We start from the raw sequence: 20227 nt of genomic DNA on the forward strand, positions 1-20227 counted from the left end.
AAGAAGATGGAGTTCAAGGAGTTATATGCCAAGGTAAGAGGAATTGTACTAAAGTGCCGTCGGGAATATTATGTCCACCTGTGGGAATTAAGCGATTGGGAACAAGAGGGCATGTTGGTGCTCTATCAGTTGGTGAGTCGCTATCCGCAGCTAGTAGAAGAAGATCATCAGCTCTATGTTTACTATAAGACCAAGTTCCGCAATCATATCCTAGACATCCTCCGTAAACAGGAAAGTCAAAAACGCAAACTTGATCGTCAAGCTTATGAGGAAGTGAGTGAGATTGGTCACAAGCTCAGCCTGAAAGAGTTGTATCTGGATGAACTGGTGATTCTCCGAGACCAGCTAAAGAGCTATCAAGCTCAACTGAGCCCAGAGAAACAGGAGCAGTACGAACGCTTACTAGCCGATGAACGGTTCAAAGGCCGCCAAGCGATGATTCGAGAATTAAGAGCCTACTTAAAAGATTATAGTGATTAAACTAAGTCAGAACTTTTCCCTTTTTAAAGGTCATTTTCATTTTGCTACCTCTAAAAAATTTAATTCACTTTTTTTCATTTTCCTCTTGACATGGAACGCGTTCCAGATTGTACAATGAAGTCAAGCTAGCGAAGAAATAAGATTTGAACTCGGAGTGGAGCGCAAATCCATAAAGAAAAGGAGAGAAAAATCATGCAAACAAGAACGATTAAACGTATTTTTACTGATATGGATGGGGCACTTTTAAATTCAAAGGGGCAAGTTTCCGAAAGGAATGCCAGACGCATTCGCAGAGCAGATATTCCGATTACGCTGGTCTCTGCGCGTGCGCCAATGGAGATGCGTGAGGCTATTGAATTGTTGGGTTTGCAAGGTCCGCAAGTGGGCTTTAATGGTGGTTTGATTTATGAGGTTGTCAATCATCAAATTCGTCCGCTGCACACCAAGATTATTTTCAAGCAGACCGCGGCAACGATTTTACAGGCGGTGCGGTAGCATTTTCAGCAGGTCAAGTCTCAGTTATTATGACTTGAATCATTGGTATTGTGATACAGTAGATGAAAGAATTTGTTACGAATACGACTTGACTCATCAGGCACCGACTCAGGTTCATGATGAAGTTCAGCTTGTGATAATCTGTTTAAAATCATGATGATTAGTTTTGAAGAGGAAGAAATGCAAGATTTGCAGACTTATCTGAATAGTCTAGGACTAACTAGTGTTACAATTCTGCGTTCTGGTCGGTTTTATTTAGAAATCATTAGCAAAGAAGCTCGAAAATCATCAGGGATTGATTACATTAGTCGGAAAGAAAATCTAAAAAAAGAAGAAACAGCTGCCTTTGGTGATGGTCACAATGACATTCCGATGCTAGAAATGGTTGGTTTTCCGATTGTCATGGACAATGCCTTTAAAGATGTGAAGGCACATGCTTTTAAAATTACCAAGAGTAACGATGAGGACGGAGTTGGTTACGGAATTCACAGGTATCTCGTCAGTTAAGTGTTGAAAATCAGAAAGGAACTTGATGACCAATATTCGAGAAATAGCGAAGTTGAGCGGCTATTCGGTGTCCAGTGTGTCGCGCGTGCTCAACAATCACCCATATGTGTCAGATGAGGCACGGGAGAAAATCCTACGAATTGTCAGAGAACTGGACTATACTCCAAATCTAGTCGCAAAAGAACTGAGTTTGGGCAATACTTATAAAGTGGGTGTAGTCATTCCTCATGTGCGTCACACTTATTTTACCAAGCTCATCAACGGCATGTTGGATCAAGCGCAGAGAAGTGCCTATAATTTGCTGCTTTTGCCGTCTCAGTATGACAAAGAACTAGAGCTTCAGTACCTGGAACAATTGCGAGGTCAGGCTTTTGATCATTTGATTTTCACCTCACGAAGCATAGGTTTGGAAACCATTGCTTCCTATGCTAAGTACGGAAATATTGTCTGCTTAGAAACGGTAAATCATTCTCAACTGAGTAGTGTCTATGTGGATCGCAAACCAGCTTGCAGAGAAGCTTTTCGCTGGTTGAAGGAACTGGGTTATCAACATTTAGCCCTTATTTCACCCGTAAAGACAAACGCAGTTCCACCTATCGTATGGTCAGGGAGGCTTATGATGAAGTCTACGGCTCGGAGCATGAACCGGTGATTATTGAAGACGTTGCTATAGAAGAGGATGCTTATCAGAAAGCTTCCGAACTTTGGCAACACCCGGAGATTGACTGTATTTTTTCAAATGGGGATGACATGGCAGCAGGGTTTTTGCAGGTTTATGAGGAAGCTGGGAAACAGCTACCCTTCATTATGGGGCAAGAAAATATGCTGGCTGGACGCCTTCTGGGTCTTTCTACCATTGACAACAAATCCTATCAGCTGGGTCAGGAAAGTTTCAAGCGAGTTTTATCTGAAGAGAAAAAAACCATTGTGTTCAAATCAGAGTTTATCCAGCGATAAGAGACTTGTTGTTTTTCAAATTAGCTTACTTATTTAATAAAGAAGAAGAGTTTGGGACAAAAAGATTTCAATTTTTAAAAATCTTAATTATTAAGCCCTTCAAATCTATAATTAAATGCGACAAGCGAACAAAGCAGAATTCTGATTGCCAGAAAACTAGTTTTGTTCGCTTTTTATATTTGAGGTTGGACTTTTGTCCCATCCTCTTTTTTACTGAAATTTTTCTAAACAGAAAATATTGACAAGAAAAAGTAGACATTGTATACTTTTTGAGGGAAAAAATGAAACGAAATACGGCAGAGTTAAAAAAAGACTGATCCAGACGGGGATTAAAGAGATTGAAGACCATGGTATCGACCAACTATCACTGAGGACTGTCGCTAAATCCTGCGGTGTTACTCACGGCACTCCTTACCGGCATTTTGAAAGTAAAGAAAACTATTTAAAAGTCGTTTTAAAACGCCTTTCTGTTTTTCTCAACCAAGAAATCCAAAAAGAGATCGATTGGAAGGCTTCTGCGCGGAATCAACTGGCCCAAATGGGCTTTAACTTTATCATCTTTGCGAAGGCTTACCCCTATTTCTTTGAAGCCCTCTTTATTAAATTTCCTTTTAAGTATATAAAAGTCACTCAGGATACTATTTCGCTGGATTCTGATTTGCCAGGATTCGCTGCATTTAAACGGATTGTTTTAGAGCTTCGTAAGGATGAAGGCTTTACCAACAGCGAAGCTGAAATACTGTCTCACTTTTGGAGTTTTATTTCAGGTCTTGCTGTTTTGGCGAACAGTCCCATTGGACGTGACCTTGACAACAAAGCCATCCAGACTAACATTGAGCATATGCTTGATGTCTATATAAAAGGAGAACGGTCATGAAAATCTTAATTGTTTTTACTCATCCAAACCCTCAAGGTTTTAACGGTGCTATTCTCAAGCAAGTCCAAACCAATCTTTCTGAAGCGCATTCTTGAGAAAATCTAAAATAAGTTTGGAAAACAGTCAGTGTTTTCGATAACTGCAAAGCTGCTAAATGATAGCTACAAAAGGAGGTTTATCATGGCAAAAACAATTATTCTTTATTTTTCAAAAACAGGCACGACTGAAAAAGTAGCAGAAGTCATTGCTAGTAAATTAGGTACTGATGTCTACCAAATCGTAGAAGCTGTTCCTTATACGAATGCCGACTTGAATTGGAATAATCCAACAAGTCGCGCTAATATCGAACAAGGCGATGAAAGTGCTCGTCCTACCTATAAAGGCGAGCTACCTGACTTGACATCGTATGACCAAGTCATTATTGGCCATCCAATTTGGTGGGGACGTCCGCCACGTATTATTCAGACAGTAATGGAAAATCTGAATTTAGCTGGCAAACGGGTTGCAACTTTCGCAACTTCTGGTGGCTCTACTTATAGTGAAGCTCAAGCGGTCATTGATCAAATGGTGAAAAATAGCGCTCGAGGGCGTGTATTGTCTAACCAAACAGAAGCCACTAAATGGTTAGCGAGTATTGGATTTTAAGTGGACGCTAAGTTGGCTGTTAAAAGCAACTTACATAAATAAAATAGAAAACACATTTAATCTCTGTCAAAAAAACAGAGATCTTTTGTTTGAAAACCTTTACATTTTGTTGATAAATGTATATAACATCTACAGAAAACGTTTGCACTAGCCTAAAAATATTTGTGCAACTAAAAAATAAAGGAGTTTTCTTTTTATGAAGAAAGTTTATCGTTTACAATCTCGAACAGCTGAGAAGCGTCAGCATTTTGGAATCCGCAGATTAAAAGTAGGGGTAGCGTCTATTGCTATTTCTGCTAGTGTTTTTTTGGCGGGGAATGTCTTAGCGCAAGCAGAGGAAGCAAATAGTGTCGAAAACACATCTATTGAAACGGTGCAACCAACATCACCAACAAGTGAGCGGTCTGATAAAGTAGAAGTGACGAATCATCAAGCAGTCGTTTCGGAAAAGTCGGAAAATCAAGGGCAAGCAACCAGCTCGCTTTTGTCAACATCTAGTGTTGCCAATTCTTCACGTACAGCTTCAACTGAGGAAAGCTCATCAGAAAAACTTGACTTGACCCAAGCTCACTCCGTAAGAGAAAATACCCCAGCTTCAACGACAGATTCAAGTACGGAAGCTCAAGCAACGGAAAAGGAAACTGCACAAGCAGCAGAAGAAAAAACGGCAACGAAGCCTGTTGAGAAAGTTGCATCAGCTGCGACGCCAGCTAAAGAAGACAAAATTGAAGAGGGCAGCATTCGTCTGCATTTTAAGACACTTCCGTCGGAGAATTTAGCTAGTCTTGGCTTGTGGACCTGGGATGATGTGGAAACACCTTCCAGCCAAAAAGGTAGCTGGCCAACAGGAGCAACCAGCTTTTCAACGGCTAAAAAGGATGATTATGGCTATTATCTTGATATCAAAATGGCACAAAAACGGAGCAAGATTAGTCTCTTAATCAATAATACAGCAGGTACAAATCTAACAGGTGACAAGACGATTGAATTGCTCAGCCCGAATATGAATGAGGTCTGGTTTGACAAGGATTACAATCCTCATACCTATGAGCCTCTAAAAGAGGGCATGGTGCGAGTCAATTATTATCGGACAGACGGGAATTATGACAAGAAGTCTCTTTGGCTTTGGGGAGATGTAGGAAATCCTAGCAAAAATTGGCCTGACGGAGTGGATTCCGAAAAAACAGGCAAGTATGGTCGCTATGTAGATGTTCCTTTAAAAGATGCTGCAAAAGCAATTGGTTTTCTGCTTTTAGATGAAAGCAAATCAGGTGACGATGTAAAGATTCAACCGCAGGATTATAATCTGACAAATTTGAAGAAAAATAGTCAAATTTTCCTTCGTGATGCAGATCCAAACATTTATACGAATCCTTATTTTGTTAATGATATTCGTATGACAGGAGCCCAGCATGTCAGCTTGACAGAGATTGAAGCAACTTTTTCAACTCTTGAAAATGCCAAAAAAGAAGATATTTTAAAAAATCTAAAAATTACAGACAAGGATAGTAAAGAAGTGGTTGTGAAAGACATTGTGCTTGATCCCAAAACAAAGAAAGCAAAAATCATAGGAGACTTTGGACAAGCGCAAGCTCCTTATACGGTAAAGTATGGCAACGACCAATTTAAAACCAGTATGAATTGGCAGTTGAAGGATAGTCTCTACAAATATGATGGTGAATTGGGTGCGCGTGTTAGCCAAAAAGGCACGAAAGTGGATGTTACCTTTTGGTCACCAAGTGCGGATCAGGTAGATTTGGTTGTTTATGATAAAAATGATCAGAACAAAGTAGTTGGTAAGGTAGCGATGACAAAAGGAGAAGCTGGTACTTGGAAGACAACATTGACATCGCAAACAAATCTAGGAATTAAGGATTATCGCGGTTATTTTTATCATTATGAAATCACGCGAGGTGATAAAAAAGTACTAGCTTTGGATCCGTATGCCAAATCTTTGGCAGCTTGGAACAGCGAAGATGCCGAAAAAGGTGAGTCTTACAAGATTGCAAAGGCAGCCTTTGTTGACCCAAGTGAGCTTGGTCCGAAAAATCTGGCCTATGCGAACATTCCAGGCTTCAAGAGTCGGGGGGATGCAGTTATCTACGAAACGCACGTCCGTGATTTTACTTCTGACGCAGCTATTTCTAAGGATTTGAAGTCTCAATTTGGAACATTCTCAGCTTTCGTTGAAAAATTGGACTATTTAAAAGAACTTGGGGTCACTCATATTCAGTTACTGCCGGTTTTAAGTTATTATTTTGTCAATGAATTGAAAAATGCCGAGAGATTGGACAAGTATGCTTCTAGCAATAGCAACTACAACTGGGGTTATGATCCACAAAACTACTTCTCCTTGACAGGAATGTATTCAACCAATCCGACAGATCCAGCTAAGCGTATTGAAGAATTTAAAAATCTTGTTCATGAAATTCACAAGCGCGGAATGGGTGTGATTATGGATGTGGTTTATAATCACACGGCAAAGACCTCTATTTTTGAAGATTTAGAGCCGAATTACTATCACTTTATGGATGCAGACGGCACTCCTAGAACTAGTTTTGGTGGCGGACGTTTGGGAACGACGCACTACATGAGCCGTCGTGTTTTGGTGGATTCTATCAAATATTTGACGAGCGAATACAAAGTGGATGGCTTCCGTTTTGATATGATGGGAGATCACGATGCAGAATCCATTCAAAAAGCGTATGAGGAGGCTAAAAAGCTCAATCCAAATCTGGTGATGCTAGGTGAGGGGTGGAAGACTTACGCTGGAGATGAAAATAAACCAGTCCAACCAGCGGATCAATCTTGGATGAAATCTACCGATACAGTCGGTGTATTCTCAGATGATATTCGAAATACCTTGAAATCTGGTTATCCGAACGAAGGAGCGCCTGCCTTTATCACAGGTGGAAAACGCAATGTCGAAGATGTTTTCAAAAACATCAAGGCGCAACCAACGAATTTTGAAGCAGATGATCCGGGAGATGTGATTCAGTACATTGCTGCGCATGATAATTTGACCCTCTTTGATGTGATTGCTCAATCCATTAAAAAAGATCCAGCTATCGCAGCGAACAATAAAGAAATTCACCGTCGCCTGCGTTTGGGCAATCTAATGGTCCTTACTTCTCAAGGTACGCCATTCCTTCACTCTGGGCAAGAATACGGACGAACCAAGCAATTCCGTGACCCAGCTTATAAATATCCGGTTTCAGAAGACAAAGTACCAAATAAATCACACCTGCTGACCAATGCGGACGGAACACCATTTGAATATCCTTACTTTATCCACGACTCTTATGATTCGAGCGATGCAGTCAATCATTTTGACTGGACGAAGGCAACAAACAGTGACAAATTCCCTGAGAATACGAAGAGCCGCGACTATGTGAAAGGGCTGATTGCTTTGCGGAAGTCAACAGATGCCTTTACACGCAAGACCAAAGCCGAAGTCGATCAAAATGTCACTTTAATCACTCAGCCGGGCAAAGACGGGGTTGAAAAAGAGGATACGGTTCTTGGATACCAAGTTGTGGCTTCAAATGGAGACATTTACGCTGTCTTTGTTAATGCGGATAACAAGGAGCGGAAGTTTAACTTTGGCGAAGCCTACAAGCATTTGGCAAATGCTCAAGTCGTAGCAGACGGTAATACCGCAGGGGTAACGGCTATTTCAAATCCAGCTGGTGTGACCTTAGGAGCAGATGGGGTTACCTTAGCACCATTGACAGCGACGATTTTACGCATTCAAAAAAATAGCAAACCAAATCAAGAAAAACCAAAAGAAGAACAAAATCAAACCAAGCCTTCTACGCCGAAAGGAGAGTCTGGTCAAACAACGACTTCGTCAACACAGTCAAATACTTCAGCTAGTCAGACGCAGCAACAGCAAGCAGGAGCTGGAAAAGCAGATAAGACTTTACCGTCCACAGGGACGACAATTTCCATTGCTGGCGTGCTAGCAGGAATTGGCTTGTTGTTATCAAGTGTAGTTGTCCTTAAAAAAAGAAATAAAGATTGAAGGTTCATGAGCTGTAGGGATTCTAAGCTCCTTACAGCTCATTATTTTAGATGAACTTGTTAACTGTCTTTTGCAAATCTATTTTTCTCCTACATTTAGACAGATATCTTGCAACGTCTTTATGAAAGCGCTATAATTTTGATAGATTAATATTAGGAGGATTGGTTTTATGAAATCATCTAAAGCCACAATCACAATTTTCTCTGCTCTTGCTTCGGTTATTTTATTGACCAGCTGTGGAACGAAGACGACAGACAATAAGGCTGCGCAAAGTAACACATCTGACAGTAAAGTCACCATGACTTATGACCAATTGCGGTCAAGGGAAAATACCATGTCCACTCTTTGGTATCAAAAGTCAGATGAAGCTAAAGCGCTGTACCTGCAAGGTTATAATGTTGCAACGAATCGTTTGAAAGAATTGTTGCAAAAACCGACAGATAAGCCTTACTCAATCGTTCTTGACTTAGATGAAACAGTATTAGACAACAGTCCTTATCAAGTTCAAAATGTCAAAGACGGTACGGCCTTTAATCCTAAAAATTGGGATGCATGGGTGAAAAAGGCTTCAGCTAAGGCGGTTCCTGGTGCCAAAGAATTTCTCCAGTATGCACATCAAAACGGTGTTCAAATCTACTATGTTTCTGACCGTGATGCGAGTCAGGTAGATGCGACAATTAAGAATTTGGAAAAAGAAGGCATTCCAGTACAAGGGAAAGACCATTTGATGTTCTTAGAAAAAGGTGTGAAATCAAAAGAAGGTCGCCGTCAGAAAGTACAAGAAACGACGAATTTGGCCATGCTTTTAGGTGATAACCTCGTTGACTTTGCGGATTTCTCAAAAACATCAGCAGAAGAACGAAGTAAGAAATTAGAAGAATTAAAGAACGAATTCGGTGAAAAGTTCATCATCTTCCCAAATCCAATGTACGGTTCATGGGAAAGCACTGTTTATAAAGGTAAAAAATTAGATGCGAAAGGCCAAACTGAAGAACGTCAAAAAGCATTAGAAGGATATAAAAAATAAAAGGGAAAACAGACTCAATGTCAACTGTAGTGGGTAACCTATCGCTAAGTGCGAGAGAGAATCAGATTGGTTCTCTCTTTTTTGATGTTCAAAGCGATGAGAATTTTCGTTTTAAAATTGTCAAAGTTCCGGAAACCAAAAGCTTAGCATTTGATGTCCTTGATGAGATGATTGGTTTATATTAAAAACAATGAGGGATATTCCTTATCTATTTTTTAATCGAAAATTCATTTGTTTTATGGTAAAATAGTTTCATTACAATACGAGGAAAAAAGATGTCATCTACGTTTGAAATTTTAATGAATCAAATTGATATGCCACTTGATATGAGACAATCAAGTGCCTTTTTACATGCAGAAATTGAGCAAGTTTTAGTGCATACCGTCAGTCATGTTTGGGAATTTCAGTTTGCTTTTGGAGAAATTTTACCCATTGAGTTGTTTCAAGAATTAAAAAAACGTTTAAATGAAGAATTTTCTAAGACGGGCAACCAAGCTATTTTTGAAATTAAGGCTGTCAATCAAGATTTTACAGAGGAGCTGTTGCAGGCTTATTACAAAGAGGCTTTTACAGAAGGACCTTGTGCTAGTCAAGGCTTTCGTAGTATGTACCAACAGCTACAGGTGCATGCTGAGGGCGATCAGCTCTGGATTGAGGGGCCATCCAGTATTGATACGGAGCATTTTCGGAAAACCCATTTGCCAAATTTAGCCAAGCAATTGGTGAAGTTTGGCTTTCCGCATTTTCACTGTCGGGTCAAAGCAAGTGACGCCTTAACTCAGCAACAAGTTGAGACTTTCCAAGCTGAAAAAGAAAAGATTGTGCAAGCGGCTAATGACGAGGCGCTAAAAGCTGTCGAAGCGCTGCAACAAATGGCACCACCAGCTGAGGAAAAACCAAGCTACTCTGATTTTCAAGCACGAAAAGCGGCTGCTCGACCAAAGCTGGACAAGGCAGAGATTACGCAGATGATTGACATCCAGACCGAGGAAAATCGCATTGTCTTTGAAGGTATGGTCTTTGATCTTGAGCAAAAAGTTACTCGCACAGGGCGTGTGCTGATTAACTTTAAGATGACTGATTATACTTCTAGTTTTGCCCTTCAGAAGTGGTTTAAAAACGAAGAAGAAGCCAAAAAATTTGACATCATTAGGAAAAATTCTTGGTTGCGTGTGCGTGGCAATATTGAAATGAATAACTTCACGCATGACTTGACCATGAATGTCCAAGATGTGCAAGAAGTGACACATTATGAGCGGAAAGACTTGATGCCAGAAGGTGAGAAGCGGATTGAATTTCACGCGCACACCAACATGTCAACCATGGATGCTCTTCCAGAAGTGGAGGAATTGATTGCGACAGCCGCTAAGTGGGGACATAAGGCAGTTGCGATTACTGACCACGGCAATGTACAGAGCTTTCCGCATGGCTATAAAGCTGCTAAAAAAGCTGGTATTCAGCTGATTTACGGCATGGAAGCTAATATCGTGGAAGACCGAGTTCCTATTACCTATAACGAAGTGGATATGGAGCTCAAGGAAGCCACTTATGTTGTCTTTGACGTGGAAACTACCGGTTTGTCTGCTATTTACAATGACTTGATTCAGGTCGCGGCAAGTAAGATGTACAAGGGGAATGTCATTGCCGAGTTTGACGAGTTTATCAATCCAGGTCATCCTTTGAGTGCCTTTACGACAGATTTGACGGGGATTACAGACGAGCATGTCAAAAATGCGAAGCCGCTCGAGCAGGTCTTGCGGGAATTTCAAGACTTCTGTCAAGATACGGTGCTCGTTGCCCACAATGCCACTTTTGACGTGGGATTTATGAATGTCAATTATGAACGGCATGGGTTGCCACAGATCACGCAACCAGTCATTGATACCTTGGAGTTTGCCCGTAATCTCTACCCAGAATACAAGCGCCACGGTTTGGGACCATTGACTAAGCGTTTTCAAGTATCGCTTGATCATCATCACATGGCTAATTATGACGCGGAAGCGACAGGACGCCTGCTCTTTATTTTCATTAACGATGCGGCAGAAAAACGAGGGGTCACCAATCTTCAAAAGCTAAACACAGATTTGGTGGATGAAAACTCCTATAAAAAAGCGCGGGTCAAACACGCTACAATTTATGTAAAAAATCAAACGGGTTTGAAGAATATTTTTAAATTAGTCAGTTTGTCTAATACAAAGTATTTTGAAGGCGTACCGCGGATCCCGCGAACAGTTTTGGATGCGTACCGAGAAGGCTTGATTTTAGGAACAGCCTGCTCGGAAGGAGAAGTGTTTGACGCAGTTGTTTCGCAAGGCGTTGATGCTGCAGTGGAAGTCGCAAAATACTACGATTTTATTGAAATCATGCCTCCAGCAATTTATGCACCGTTGATTGCCAAAGAGCAGGTTAAGGATGTCGAAGAGCTTCACACCATTATCAAAAATTTGATTGAAGTGGGAAATCGATTAGACAAGCCTGTTCTTGCTACAGGTGATGTGCATTATATCGAGCCTGAAGAAGAAATTTATCGGGAAATTATTGTCCGTAGTCTAGGGCAAGGGGCGATGATTAACCGTACCATTGGGCATGGCGAAAATGCTCAACCAGCTCCACTTCCAAAAGCGCATTTCCGCACAACCAATGAAATGTTGGATGAGTTTGCCTTCTTAGGTGAAGAATTAGCTCGGCAGGTGGTTATTGATAATCCAAATCAATTGGCAGCAACCTTTGAACCGATTGAGGTGGTGAAAGGTGACCTTTATACACCATTTATTGACAAATCAGAGGAAAAAGTCGCTGAGATGACTTATGCCAAAGCCTTTGAAATTTATGGAAATCCACTACCAGATATTGTAGACCGACGAATTGAGCGGGAATTATCCTCCATTTTGGGGAATGGATTTGCCGTGATTTATCTGGCTTCGCAAATGTTGGTACAGCGTTCAAATGAGCGTGGCTATCTGGTGGGTTCACGTGGTTCGGTCGGCTCTAGTTTTGTGGCGACCATGATTGGGATTACTGAGGTAAACCCTTTATCTCCTCACTATGTTTGTGGCAAATGCCAGTATTCAGAATTTATTACGGACGGTTCTTACGGTTCAGGCTTTGATATGCCAGATAAAGATTGCCCACATTGTGGACATAAATTGAGTAAAAATGGACAAGATATTCCCTTTGAAACCTTCCTTGGTTTTGATGGTGACAAGGTACCCGATATTGATTTGAACTTTTCTGGTGAAGATCAACCCAGTGCCCACTTGGATGTCCGAGACATTTTTGGTGAAGAATACGCCTTTCGTGCGGGTACTGTTGGTACAGTTGCTGCCAAAACAGCGTATGGATTTGTGAAAGGTTATGAGCGGGATTATAATAAATTTTATCGTGATGCAGAAGTAGAACGATTAGCGCAAGGTGCAGCAGGTGTCAAACGAACGACTGGACAGCACCCAGGAGGAATCGTCGTTATTCCAAATTACATGGATGTTTATGATTTTACGCCGGTTCAATACCCAGCAGATGACTTGACTGCTGAATGGCAAACAACTCACTTTAACTTCCATGATATTGATGAAAATGTCTTAAAACTAGATGTACTCGGTCATGATGACCCGACCATGATTCGGAAATTGCAGGATTTGTCAGGTATTGACCCCAATGAAATTCCAATGGACGATCAAGAAGTGATGGCTCTCTTTTCTGGGACAGATGTTCTCGGAGTAACGCAGGAGCAGATTGGCACGCCGACTGGTATGCTGGGGATTCCTGAATTTGGAACTAATTTCGTGCGAGGTATGGTAGACGAGACTCATCCAACGACCTTTGCGGAATTGCTCCAATTGTCAGGCTTGTCTCACGGTACCGATGTATGGCTGGGCAATGCACAAGATTTGATTAAGCAGGGAATTGCTGACCTGTCCACCGTTATCGGTTGTCGGGATGACATTATGGTCTATCTGATGCACAAGGGCTTAGAGCCTAAAATGGCCTTTACTATTATGGAACGGGTGCGGAAAGGCATGTGGCTCAAAATTTCTGATGAGGAAAGAAATGGCTACATCGCTGCTATGAAGGAAAACAATGTACCTGAGTGGTATATTGAATCTTGTGGAAAGATTAAATACATGTTCCCCAAAGCTCACGCGGCTGCCTATGTGATGATGGCCTTGCGGGTGGCCTATTTCAAGGTGCATCATCCAATTTATTACTACTGTGCCTACTTTTCTATCCGTGCCAAAGCCTTTGACATCAAAGTCATGAGTAATGGACTAGATGCAGTGAAGCGCAAGATGAACGAAATCTCTGAAAAACGCAAAAATAATGAAGCTTCCAATGTTGAAATTGACCTTTATACAACTCTAGAAATCGTCAATGAAATGTTGGAGAGAGGCTTCAAATTTGGCAAACTCGATCTTTATAAGAGTGATGCGACAGAATTTCTTATTGACGGAGATAGCTTAATTCCTCCATTTTCTGCTATGGATGGATTGGGAGACAACGTTGCAAAACAATTGGTTAAAGCGCGTGCAGAAGGAGAATTTCTTTCAAAAACCGAATTGCGCAAGCGTGGCGGCTTGTCCACTACTCTAGTCGATAAAATGGATGAAATGGGTATTCTAGTCAATATGCCAGAAGACAATCAGCTCAGTCTCTTTGACGATTTATTCTAAAACTTCTTCTTTTGATGAAAGACAGGAATTTCATCAACGGCAGCTGCCACTAAACTAGAATTTTTGCTTATTCATTTGCGAAATATGATTGATTTTGCAATCTTTCATGGTAATGATTTATTGCGAGTAGCTAGCTGTTTTTTGAAAGGTTCTGCCTCAAAATTACTACTTGTAAAATTTTTTACAAAATTTATAGATTCTTGTTGTTCTTTGTAAGCTATTTACAAATAGAAAGGATACATTATGAAGTTAATGATTTCAGCTGAAGATAAAAAATCCCAAAGAGATTTTCATTATGCGCTTGAATTTTCTGGAAAGACTGTTCTTGCTTCGGTAGTATTGGTCAGTTTGGCTGTGCTAGCAAGTCGTGCCTGTTCTTTCAAAAACAAGAAAAATTATTGTTGGCATAAAAAATAATGCAATAGTACCAGTTGTGAATAATCAGGAAGGATAACTAAATGATTGGAAGTATGTTTGTCGGCTTCATTATTGGTCTGATTGCAGCAGCAATCACCAATCGTGGGGAACGAATGGGTTGTATTGGCAAGATCTTACTAGGTTGGTTTGGGGCCTGGCTTGGGCAAATGCTCTTTGGTAACTGGGGACCTCATCTGTCAGATACAGCGGTTATACCGTCTGTGTTGGGAGCGATTATTCTTTTAGCTATTTTCTGGGAAAGAGGAAGCTGACTTCTAAAAATAGGAGTGAGACCGATACCTACAATTGCTAGTGCAGTCGCCCACAAAGGAATTAAAATTCGAAAATGTTAATCTCAGCTTTCTTATTTCAAGGCTTCGGTACAAAATGTTCTGTATAGTCTCGCCCCATAAGGCGACTTAACTGTTTTTCAGACTGTTTAGATAGTGAATGCAGAAAACGAAGGTTTCATCAAAATTGCTCTTTGGAGTTTCAAAGGCGAATGAAGATGAGACTTGCTTCACAAGTTCTATCTACCACCTCAAAACGGTGCTTTGTTTTGTGCGATAGCAGTTGCGTTAAAATTGCTTGTCATCATAAAGGAGTGCGTCTGAGACAGATTCACACGATAACTACAAAAAAGAACAACCTTGATTTTCTGTTTATCAGAAGCCAAAGTTGTTCTTTTTATTTGTATTCTTGAGTTATAGTGCTTTTATAAAGAAATTTTAATTGGGAATGCTGTTATATCAGAGATTCCCTTTTATTTATTATTCAATCACTAACATGCCTTCTTTGATCGCGAAAGGATCTTTTTCGTTGATGCGGTCGTAAAACATAATGCCGTTGGTGTGGTCAATCTCGTGTTGAACCACGATTGAGTTGTATCCTTTGAGTTTGATACGGTGTTTTTCACCTTCTTTGTCAAAATATTCAATAGTGACGCGTGCATGGCGCACGACATAACCAGGCACTTCACGGTCAACTGACAAGCAGCCCTCCCCTTCAGCGAGTGCGGCATCTTGAACAGAATGTGCCACTACTTTAGCGTTGTACATAACCGTTTGCAAAGCATAGGCTTCCTTTGGTGGATTGCCCTCTTTGTCTGGCAGGTTTGGCACCAATACAGCAATAATCCGCTTTGACAGATCTAGCTGAGGTGCAGCTAGACCAACGCCACCACGAAGTCCCATTTTTTCAGCAGTTGCAGGGTCTTGTGAATTTCTCAAAAATTGGAGCATTTTTTCACCCAAGATAACTTCTTGCTCTGTAAGTGGAAAGGTGACATCCTTAGCGACTGCCCGAAGCGTTGGATTTCCTTCACGAATGATGTCATTCATATCAATCAAGTGAGCTGGTTTTGTTAATTTTTCAATAACAGACATGTTTTCTCCTTCGTTCTAAAAATGGATTTCTATTCCAAATTAAATTCTTTGTATATGATAAATATAACACAAAATAAAGGAGAAAGAAAGAAATCGAAATAGCGTGTAATGAATATGTGGAGAAAACACGAAATAAATTAGTAAAAAATTAGTCTATTTTGCTTGATATTTTTAGCAAAAATATGTATGATATTTAGTTGGACACCTAAAATATTATTAGTAACAAAATAAATTACTTTTTAGGAGGAACAAAAAATTGAAAATTCTACTATTTGGAAATACGGGATATGTAACCAAAAAGTTTATACAAGAAGCTTTTCCAAAGGATACGGTTTATCTTTTGGGAGAAACAGATTTAAAAAGTTCAAAAAAATTAAAATTGACAGTTTTTCCGAAAACAAAAGAAACCATTTTAGTAGAAGTTTTAAGAACCTATCAATTTGACCAAATTCGGCTCTTTGTCAACTGTAGTGGGTTAATGAAAAGCTAAGATTGAGAGAGGACGAGATTCGTTCTCTCTTTTTTGATGTTCAAAGCGATGAGAATGCGTTTCTTAAAGTTGTCAAAGTTCCTGAATCCAAAAGCGTTTCGCTTAATGACCTTGATGAGATTGTTAGTTGCTTCCAGCTTGGCGTTGGAGTAGGGTAGTTCCAAGGCGTTGGTAATCTTGTCTCTGTCCTTCAGGAAAGTCCGAAAGACTGTCTGAAAAATCGGGTGAACATCCGAAATAATCTCCTCAATCAGATCGAAGAAATGATCAGCTTGCTTTTCCTGAAAGTGAAAGAGCAGAAGCTGGTAAATCGAAGTTGATCTGAATAGCTGAGCAGTTTATGAAGAATCTCCTGATTGGTTAAATGAGCCCGAAAAGCTGGTCTGTAAAAACGCTTATGGCTAAGCTTGCGGCTATCCTGTTGAAGGAGCTTCCAGTAGCGTTTGAAAGTTCGGTATTCCTGAGATTTTCAGTCGAATTGGTTCATGATTTGGATGCGGACGCGGTTCATAGCCCGGCAGAGGTGCTGGATAATGTGAAAACGATCCAGAACGATTTGGGCATGCGGAAAAAGCTGCTTGGCCAGCTGATAGTAAGGACTGAACATGTCCACGGTCATCACTTTGACCCTCCTACGAACCTGTCTAGGATAGCGTAGAAAATGATTTCGAATGACCGCTTGGGTTCTGCCGTCCAGGATGGTCAGGATCTCATTGGTATTAAAATCCTGAGCGATAAAGCTCATCTTCCCTTTCTTGAAGCGATACTCATCCCAGCTCATAATCTCTGGCAGTCTCTGCCAGTTCGTTTCAAATTTGAATTCCTTGAGCTTGCGAATGACGGTTGAAGTTGAGATAGAGAGCCTGTGGGCAATATCAGTCATGGCTTGTTTCTCAACCAGTAATTGAGCGATTTTTTGTTTGACTGCGGCGGCAATTTGGTGATTTTTCTGGACGAGGGAGGTTTCGGCGACAGCCATTTTTCCACAGTTCTTACAGCGAAAGCGACGCTTTTTGAGTCGGATAAGAGTTTTGTATCCCGTTGTCTCCAGATAAGGGATTTTAGAAGGTTTCTGGAAGTCGTATTTGGTCATCTGTCCCTTGCAGGCAGGGCATGGAGGGGCATCGTAGTCAAGGCGGGCCATAATTTCTTTGTGAGTACCGCCATCAAAAAGATTGTCTATTTTGATATTTTGGTCTTTAATTCCAAGAAGTTTTGTGATAAAACCGAGTTGTTCCATATGAGTCTTTCTAATGAGTTGTCTAAACGCTTTTCATTATAGGTCATAGGGGACTTTTTGTATACACAAAAATAACTCCATAATCTCTGCGGTGGTGTTACCCACTACAGAAATTATAGAGCCTATAAAGTTTCCCCTTAAGTTGATATAAAAATAGCAACTTAGGGGGTGTTTGCTTTAACTTTGTGGATTATCAGATTGCGTCTTTTCATAAAAAACTGTATGATAGGGATAGTGTGATTTTAGAAAGAAGATAAGATGAAAAGATTCATGGAGAAAGCTAGTATTCTGGCTTTATCATTTGTGTTAACAACGGCATTTTCAATTTCCAGCGCCTTACCAGCAATGTCTCAGTTTTATAAGAATTATTCCTCTAGTCAAGTAGAGTTATTAGTCTCCTTGCCGTCCATTGGGATTATGTCTTTGCTGATTTTTAATAGTATTTTGGAGCGTTTTTTATCTGAGCGGCAAATGATTATACTAGGACTATTGTTGTTTTCTATTTGTGGCCTCATCCCATTTTTCAATCAAGCTTATGGTCTCGTTTTTGCTTCGCGATTTGTTTTTGGTTTAGGTCTAGGGATGATGAACCCTCGAGCAATTGCGATTATTAGTGAGCGATTCCAAGGGAGAGAGCGTGTGCAGATGTTGGGCTACCGTGGGTCAGCAGAAGTTGTTGGGATGGCTTTGTTGACTTTAGCGGTTGGGCAACTTTTGCGTTTTGGTTGGACAACTACTTTTCTGGTTTATACAGTTGGCTTTATTGTTTTAGCATTGTATCTTTTGTTTGTTCCTTACGAAAAAAGCAAAACAGACAAACATAAGCATCTCAAGTCTGCTCAGAAAATGACCACAAAACAAGTGCGTTTAAGCATATTGTTGGCTTTTATAGCTGGAATGATTGTGTGTACCAATGTCGCTATCAATTTACGTATTCCAAGTCTTGTCTTACAGAATAAAATGGGAAGTGCTGAAACAGCGAGCTTGATTCTCAGCTGTATGCAGCTTATCGGGATTTTAGCTGGTGTTAGCTTTGCTAGTCTAGTGAGTTTACTGAAAAATCGCTTATTGACAGTAACGGGAATTGTTTTTGGTTTCAGTCAAGTGATGATTGGCTTTTCGAGCCACATTTGGTTCTTAAGTTTAAGTGCTCTGTTGGCTGGTTTTGCTTATAGCGTATCTCTAACAGCTGTATTTCATATTGTATCAGAGAAAATTCCTGCCCATTTGGTCAATCGCGCAACAGCGATTGTTGTCTTGGGTTGCAGTAGTGGTGCTTCGGTGTCAACATTCGTCCTATCCTTGATTGGAATCATTTCTTCTGTTCCAACCTTTATTTTTAGTGTATTAGGAGTTCTCATGATAGCAGTATCCATTTTAGCTGTTTTTGTCACTCATCAACAAAATGAGGAAAAAGATGCGATTAGATAAGTTTTTAGTAGAAATGGGCTTTGGCTCACGAACAGAAGTCAAGCAACTATTGAAAAAGAAGCAAGTTTTGGTGAATGGAAAAATAGAAACATCTGCGAAAGTGCAAATAGATGAAAATCAGGACGAAATTTCGGTCAATAACCGAGTTCTAGTCTATGAAAGATTTGTCTATTATCTTTTAAATAAACCCAAAGGTGTCATTTCTGCTACTGAAGATGATAAGCATCGAACGGTTTTGGATTTGCTGGATGAAAATGCACGTCAGAAAGAAGTCTTTCCAGTTGGACGGCTCGATATTGATACTCATGGTCTTTTGTTATTAACCAATAATGGAGCTTTGGCTCACGCTATGCTGTCTCCTAAAAAGCATGTAGCAAAAGTTTACCGTGCAAAGGTAGATGGGATTATGACTGAAAAAGATGCAGAGCGTTTTGAAGCAGGGATAGAGCTCAAAGACTTTACCTGTCAGCCTGCAAAACTGACCATATTAGAAGTGAATGAAGAGCAGCAAACTTCTCTGGTGGAGATTATAATTTCTGAAGGAAAATTTCACCAAGTGAAGCGAATGGTTCAGGCTTGCGGAAAAACGGTAACAGATTTGGAACGCCTTTCTATGGGACCGCTTATGCTGGATGAGCGTTTGGAATTAGGGGCTTTCCGTCGTTTGACAAAAGAAGAATTAGAAAAACTCACTATTTTTGGTGTAGAACTCTAAGTCGGAATGTCCCATTTGACAAAACCTTTCCTTCTTGGTAGAATAAGGATGTCGTTAAAGACAAATAACTTTTTCTTGGTATTAGGTGGGCCAAGCCTAACACTCGGATGAAGCGTAAAGAAAAGGAGTCTATCATGGCAATCTCAAAAGAGAAAAAAAATGAAATTATTGCACAATATGCACGTCACGAAGGTGATACAGGTTCAGTTGAAGTACAAGTAGCTGTTCTTACTTGGGAAATCAATCACCTCAACGAACACATCAAGGTACACAAAAAAGACCACGCTACTTACCGTGGTTTGATGAAAAAAATCGGTCGCCGTCGTAACCTTCTTGCCTACTTGCGTAAGAACGATGTTAACCGTTACCGTGAATTGATCAACTCACTCGGACTTCGTCGTTAATTTAAGATACAAAGACCGTTAAGAAAGCAAGAAGAAAATAGGAGATTGCCGCAGTGTGCAATGCACACCAGAAAATCTATCTTTTTTTCGCCGCTTTTAGGTCGTGTTCAGTTGAGCATATCTTGTCATACATAAGGCTTCTCTGTTATAGGGAGGTCTTTTGTATTTAAAACGGTCTGCTACGTTGTTAGCTCGTCTTGATATACCCAAGTATAATCTGCGACTTGCTGTCTAGTAACAGAGCCGTTTTAAATTACAAGATAAATCCTGATGCTAAAGGCATAAAAATCCGTATGAAAATAGAGAAATAACGCAGTGTTCGATGAACACAATAAGTTTCATCTTTTTCACTAGGATTTAGCCCGAGCTCCAATTAGCACTCTCGCTTTGAGGGTGCTTTTTCAAATTCTCAATACTTTTAGGTCATGTTTAGTTAAATATATGCAAACAAAAGACCATTCCTTGC

14 protein-coding genes and 5 pseudogenes are annotated in these 20227 nt (G+C 40.3%); 16 read left to right on the plus strand and 3 right to left on the minus strand.

Annotated features, from left to right (window positions below):
- Positions 1-6 precede the first annotated feature (6 nt).
- The 9 genes and pseudogenes from IYQ91_RS05630 to IYQ91_RS05665 all read left to right on the plus strand — a co-directional run bounded on the left by IYQ91_RS05630 (position 7) and on the right by IYQ91_RS05665 (position 9012).
- Positions 7-480, plus strand: coding sequence for a sigma-70 family RNA polymerase sigma factor (locus IYQ91_RS05630; protein WP_022525268.1), 474 nt, complete (start codon positions 7-9; stop codon positions 478-480).
- Positions 481-708: 228 nt separating this feature from the next.
- Positions 709-1482, plus strand: a pseudogene (locus tag IYQ91_RS05635) (Cof-type HAD-IIB family hydrolase).
- Between the two features lie 25 nt (positions 1483-1507).
- On the plus strand, positions 1508-2134 hold the full coding sequence (locus tag IYQ91_RS05640; protein ID WP_229311693.1) for a LacI family DNA-binding transcriptional regulator: 627 nt from the start codon (positions 1508-1510) through the stop codon (positions 2132-2134).
- Complete coding sequence (locus IYQ91_RS10000) at positions 2131-2439, plus strand: hypothetical protein (RefSeq protein WP_224785087.1); 309 nt, start codon at positions 2131-2133, stop codon at positions 2437-2439. Before IYQ91_RS05640 ends, IYQ91_RS10000 begins: the two co-directional genes overlap by 4 nt.
- Positions 2440-2720: 281 nt before the next feature.
- Positions 2721-3316, plus strand: a pseudogene (locus IYQ91_RS05645) (TetR/AcrR family transcriptional regulator).
- Positions 3313-3408, plus strand: a pseudogene (locus IYQ91_RS05650) (NAD(P)H-dependent oxidoreductase); the annotation flags it as partial. The pseudogenes IYQ91_RS05645 and IYQ91_RS05650, both read left to right, overlap by 4 nt.
- An 88-nt stretch (positions 3409-3496) precedes the next feature.
- Positions 3497-3961, plus strand: coding sequence for a flavodoxin (locus tag IYQ91_RS05655; RefSeq protein ID WP_195673322.1), 465 nt, complete (start codon positions 3497-3499; stop codon positions 3959-3961).
- Between the two features lie 196 nt (positions 3962-4157).
- A complete protein-coding gene (locus IYQ91_RS05660) occupies positions 4158-7985 on the plus strand; it encodes a pullulanase (protein WP_195673323.1) in 3828 nt (1275 codons plus the stop codon).
- Between the two features lie 169 nt (positions 7986-8154).
- Positions 8155-9012, plus strand: a complete 858-nt coding sequence (locus IYQ91_RS05665) for a 5'-nucleotidase, lipoprotein e(P4) family (protein ID WP_024052405.1) — start codon at positions 8155-8157, stop codon at positions 9010-9012.
- Between the two features lie 44 nt (positions 9013-9056).
- Here IYQ91_RS05665 and IYQ91_RS05670 read toward each other — a convergent pair.
- Positions 9057-9188 (minus strand): annotated as a pseudogene (locus IYQ91_RS05670) (ISL3 family transposase); the annotation flags it as partial.
- A 99-nt stretch (positions 9189-9287) separates the two neighbouring features.
- Here IYQ91_RS05670 and IYQ91_RS05675 point away from each other — a divergent pair.
- From IYQ91_RS05675 to IYQ91_RS05685, 3 genes are all read left to right on the plus strand, one after another.
- Entirely contained in the window at positions 9288-13679 is a 4392-nt protein-coding gene (locus IYQ91_RS05675; RefSeq protein ID WP_195673324.1) for a PolC-type DNA polymerase III, read from the plus strand.
- Positions 13680-13922: 243 nt separating this feature from the next.
- Positions 13923-14096, plus strand: a complete 174-nt coding sequence (locus IYQ91_RS05680; protein WP_164558140.1) for a hypothetical protein — start codon at positions 13923-13925, stop codon at positions 14094-14096.
- 41 nt (positions 14097-14137) lie between these two features.
- Positions 14138-14368: a GlsB/YeaQ/YmgE family stress response membrane protein gene (locus IYQ91_RS05685; RefSeq protein WP_106100006.1), complete on the plus strand. Its 231-nt coding sequence runs from the start codon at positions 14138-14140 to the stop codon at positions 14366-14368.
- A gap of 498 nt (positions 14369-14866) precedes the next feature.
- Here the strand turns inward: IYQ91_RS05685 and def are convergent, their stop codons facing one another.
- Positions 14867-15481: a peptide deformylase gene (gene def, locus IYQ91_RS05690; RefSeq protein WP_049507817.1), complete on the minus strand. Its 615-nt coding sequence runs from the start codon at positions 15479-15481 to the stop codon at positions 14867-14869.
- Positions 15482-15737: 256 nt separating this feature from the next.
- Here def and IYQ91_RS05695 point away from each other — a divergent pair, with 256 nt between their 5' ends.
- Positions 15738-15971, plus strand: coding sequence for a hypothetical protein (locus IYQ91_RS05695; protein ID WP_041784048.1), 234 nt, complete (start codon positions 15738-15740; stop codon positions 15969-15971).
- On the opposite strand, the pseudogene IYQ91_RS05700 reads toward IYQ91_RS05695, so the two are convergent.
- Positions 15968-17211, minus strand: a pseudogene (locus IYQ91_RS05700) (ISL3 family transposase). The gene IYQ91_RS05695 and the pseudogene IYQ91_RS05700 sit on opposite strands and share 4 nt — an antisense overlap.
- A 258-nt stretch (positions 17212-17469) precedes the next feature.
- On the opposite strand from IYQ91_RS05700, the gene IYQ91_RS05705 reads away from it, so the two are divergent.
- The 3 genes from IYQ91_RS05705 to rpsO all read left to right on the plus strand — a co-directional run bounded on the left by IYQ91_RS05705 (position 17470) and on the right by rpsO (position 19761).
- Positions 17470-18642, plus strand: coding sequence for an MFS transporter (locus tag IYQ91_RS05705; protein ID WP_195673325.1), 1173 nt, complete (start codon positions 17470-17472; stop codon positions 18640-18642).
- On the plus strand, positions 18629-19357 hold the full coding sequence (locus IYQ91_RS05710; protein ID WP_003030921.1) for a pseudouridine synthase: 729 nt from the start codon (positions 18629-18631) through the stop codon (positions 19355-19357). Before IYQ91_RS05705 ends, IYQ91_RS05710 begins: the two co-directional genes overlap by 14 nt.
- Before the next feature lie 134 nt (positions 19358-19491).
- Positions 19492-19761 (plus strand): 30S ribosomal protein S15, encoded by a 270-nt coding sequence (gene rpsO / locus IYQ91_RS05715; protein WP_003026255.1) that lies wholly within the window; start codon positions 19492-19494, stop codon positions 19759-19761.
- Positions 19762-20227: the final 466 nt, after the last annotated feature.

The sequence above is a fragment of the Streptococcus sp. HF-2466 genome (assembly GCF_015594645.1).
Lineage (GTDB): Bacteria > Bacillota > Bacilli > Lactobacillales > Streptococcaceae > Streptococcus > Streptococcus anginosus.

What these genes read in the sequence shown, in the direction of transcription:
- IYQ91_RS05630 (WP_022525268.1), top strand. Translation starts at nt 7, where the DNA reads ATGGAGTTCAAGGAGTTATATGCCAAGGTAAGAGGAATTGTACTAAAG.
- IYQ91_RS05640 (WP_229311693.1), top strand. Translation starts at nt 1,508, where the DNA reads ATGACCAATATTCGAGAAATAGCGAAGTTGAGCGGCTATTCGGTGTCC.
- IYQ91_RS05655 (WP_195673322.1), top strand. Translation starts at nt 3,497, where the DNA reads ATGGCAAAAACAATTATTCTTTATTTTTCAAAAACAGGCACGACTGAA.
- IYQ91_RS05660 (WP_195673323.1), top strand. Translation starts at nt 4,158, where the DNA reads ATGAAGAAAGTTTATCGTTTACAATCTCGAACAGCTGAGAAGCGTCAG.
- IYQ91_RS05665 (WP_024052405.1), top strand. Translation starts at nt 8,155, where the DNA reads ATGAAATCATCTAAAGCCACAATCACAATTTTCTCTGCTCTTGCTTCG.
- IYQ91_RS05675 (WP_195673324.1), top strand. Translation starts at nt 9,288, where the DNA reads ATGTCATCTACGTTTGAAATTTTAATGAATCAAATTGATATGCCACTT.
- IYQ91_RS05680 (WP_164558140.1), top strand. Translation starts at nt 13,923, where the DNA reads ATGAAGTTAATGATTTCAGCTGAAGATAAAAAATCCCAAAGAGATTTT.
- IYQ91_RS05685 (WP_106100006.1), top strand. Translation starts at nt 14,138, where the DNA reads ATGATTGGAAGTATGTTTGTCGGCTTCATTATTGGTCTGATTGCAGCA.
- def (WP_049507817.1), bottom strand. Translation starts at nt 15,481, where the DNA reads ATGTCTGTTATTGAAAAATTAACAAAACCAGCTCACTTGATTGATATG.
- IYQ91_RS05705 (WP_195673325.1), top strand. Translation starts at nt 17,470, where the DNA reads ATGAAAAGATTCATGGAGAAAGCTAGTATTCTGGCTTTATCATTTGTG.
- IYQ91_RS05710 (WP_003030921.1), top strand. Translation starts at nt 18,629, where the DNA reads ATGCGATTAGATAAGTTTTTAGTAGAAATGGGCTTTGGCTCACGAACA.
- rpsO (WP_003026255.1), top strand. Translation starts at nt 19,492, where the DNA reads ATGGCAATCTCAAAAGAGAAAAAAAATGAAATTATTGCACAATATGCA.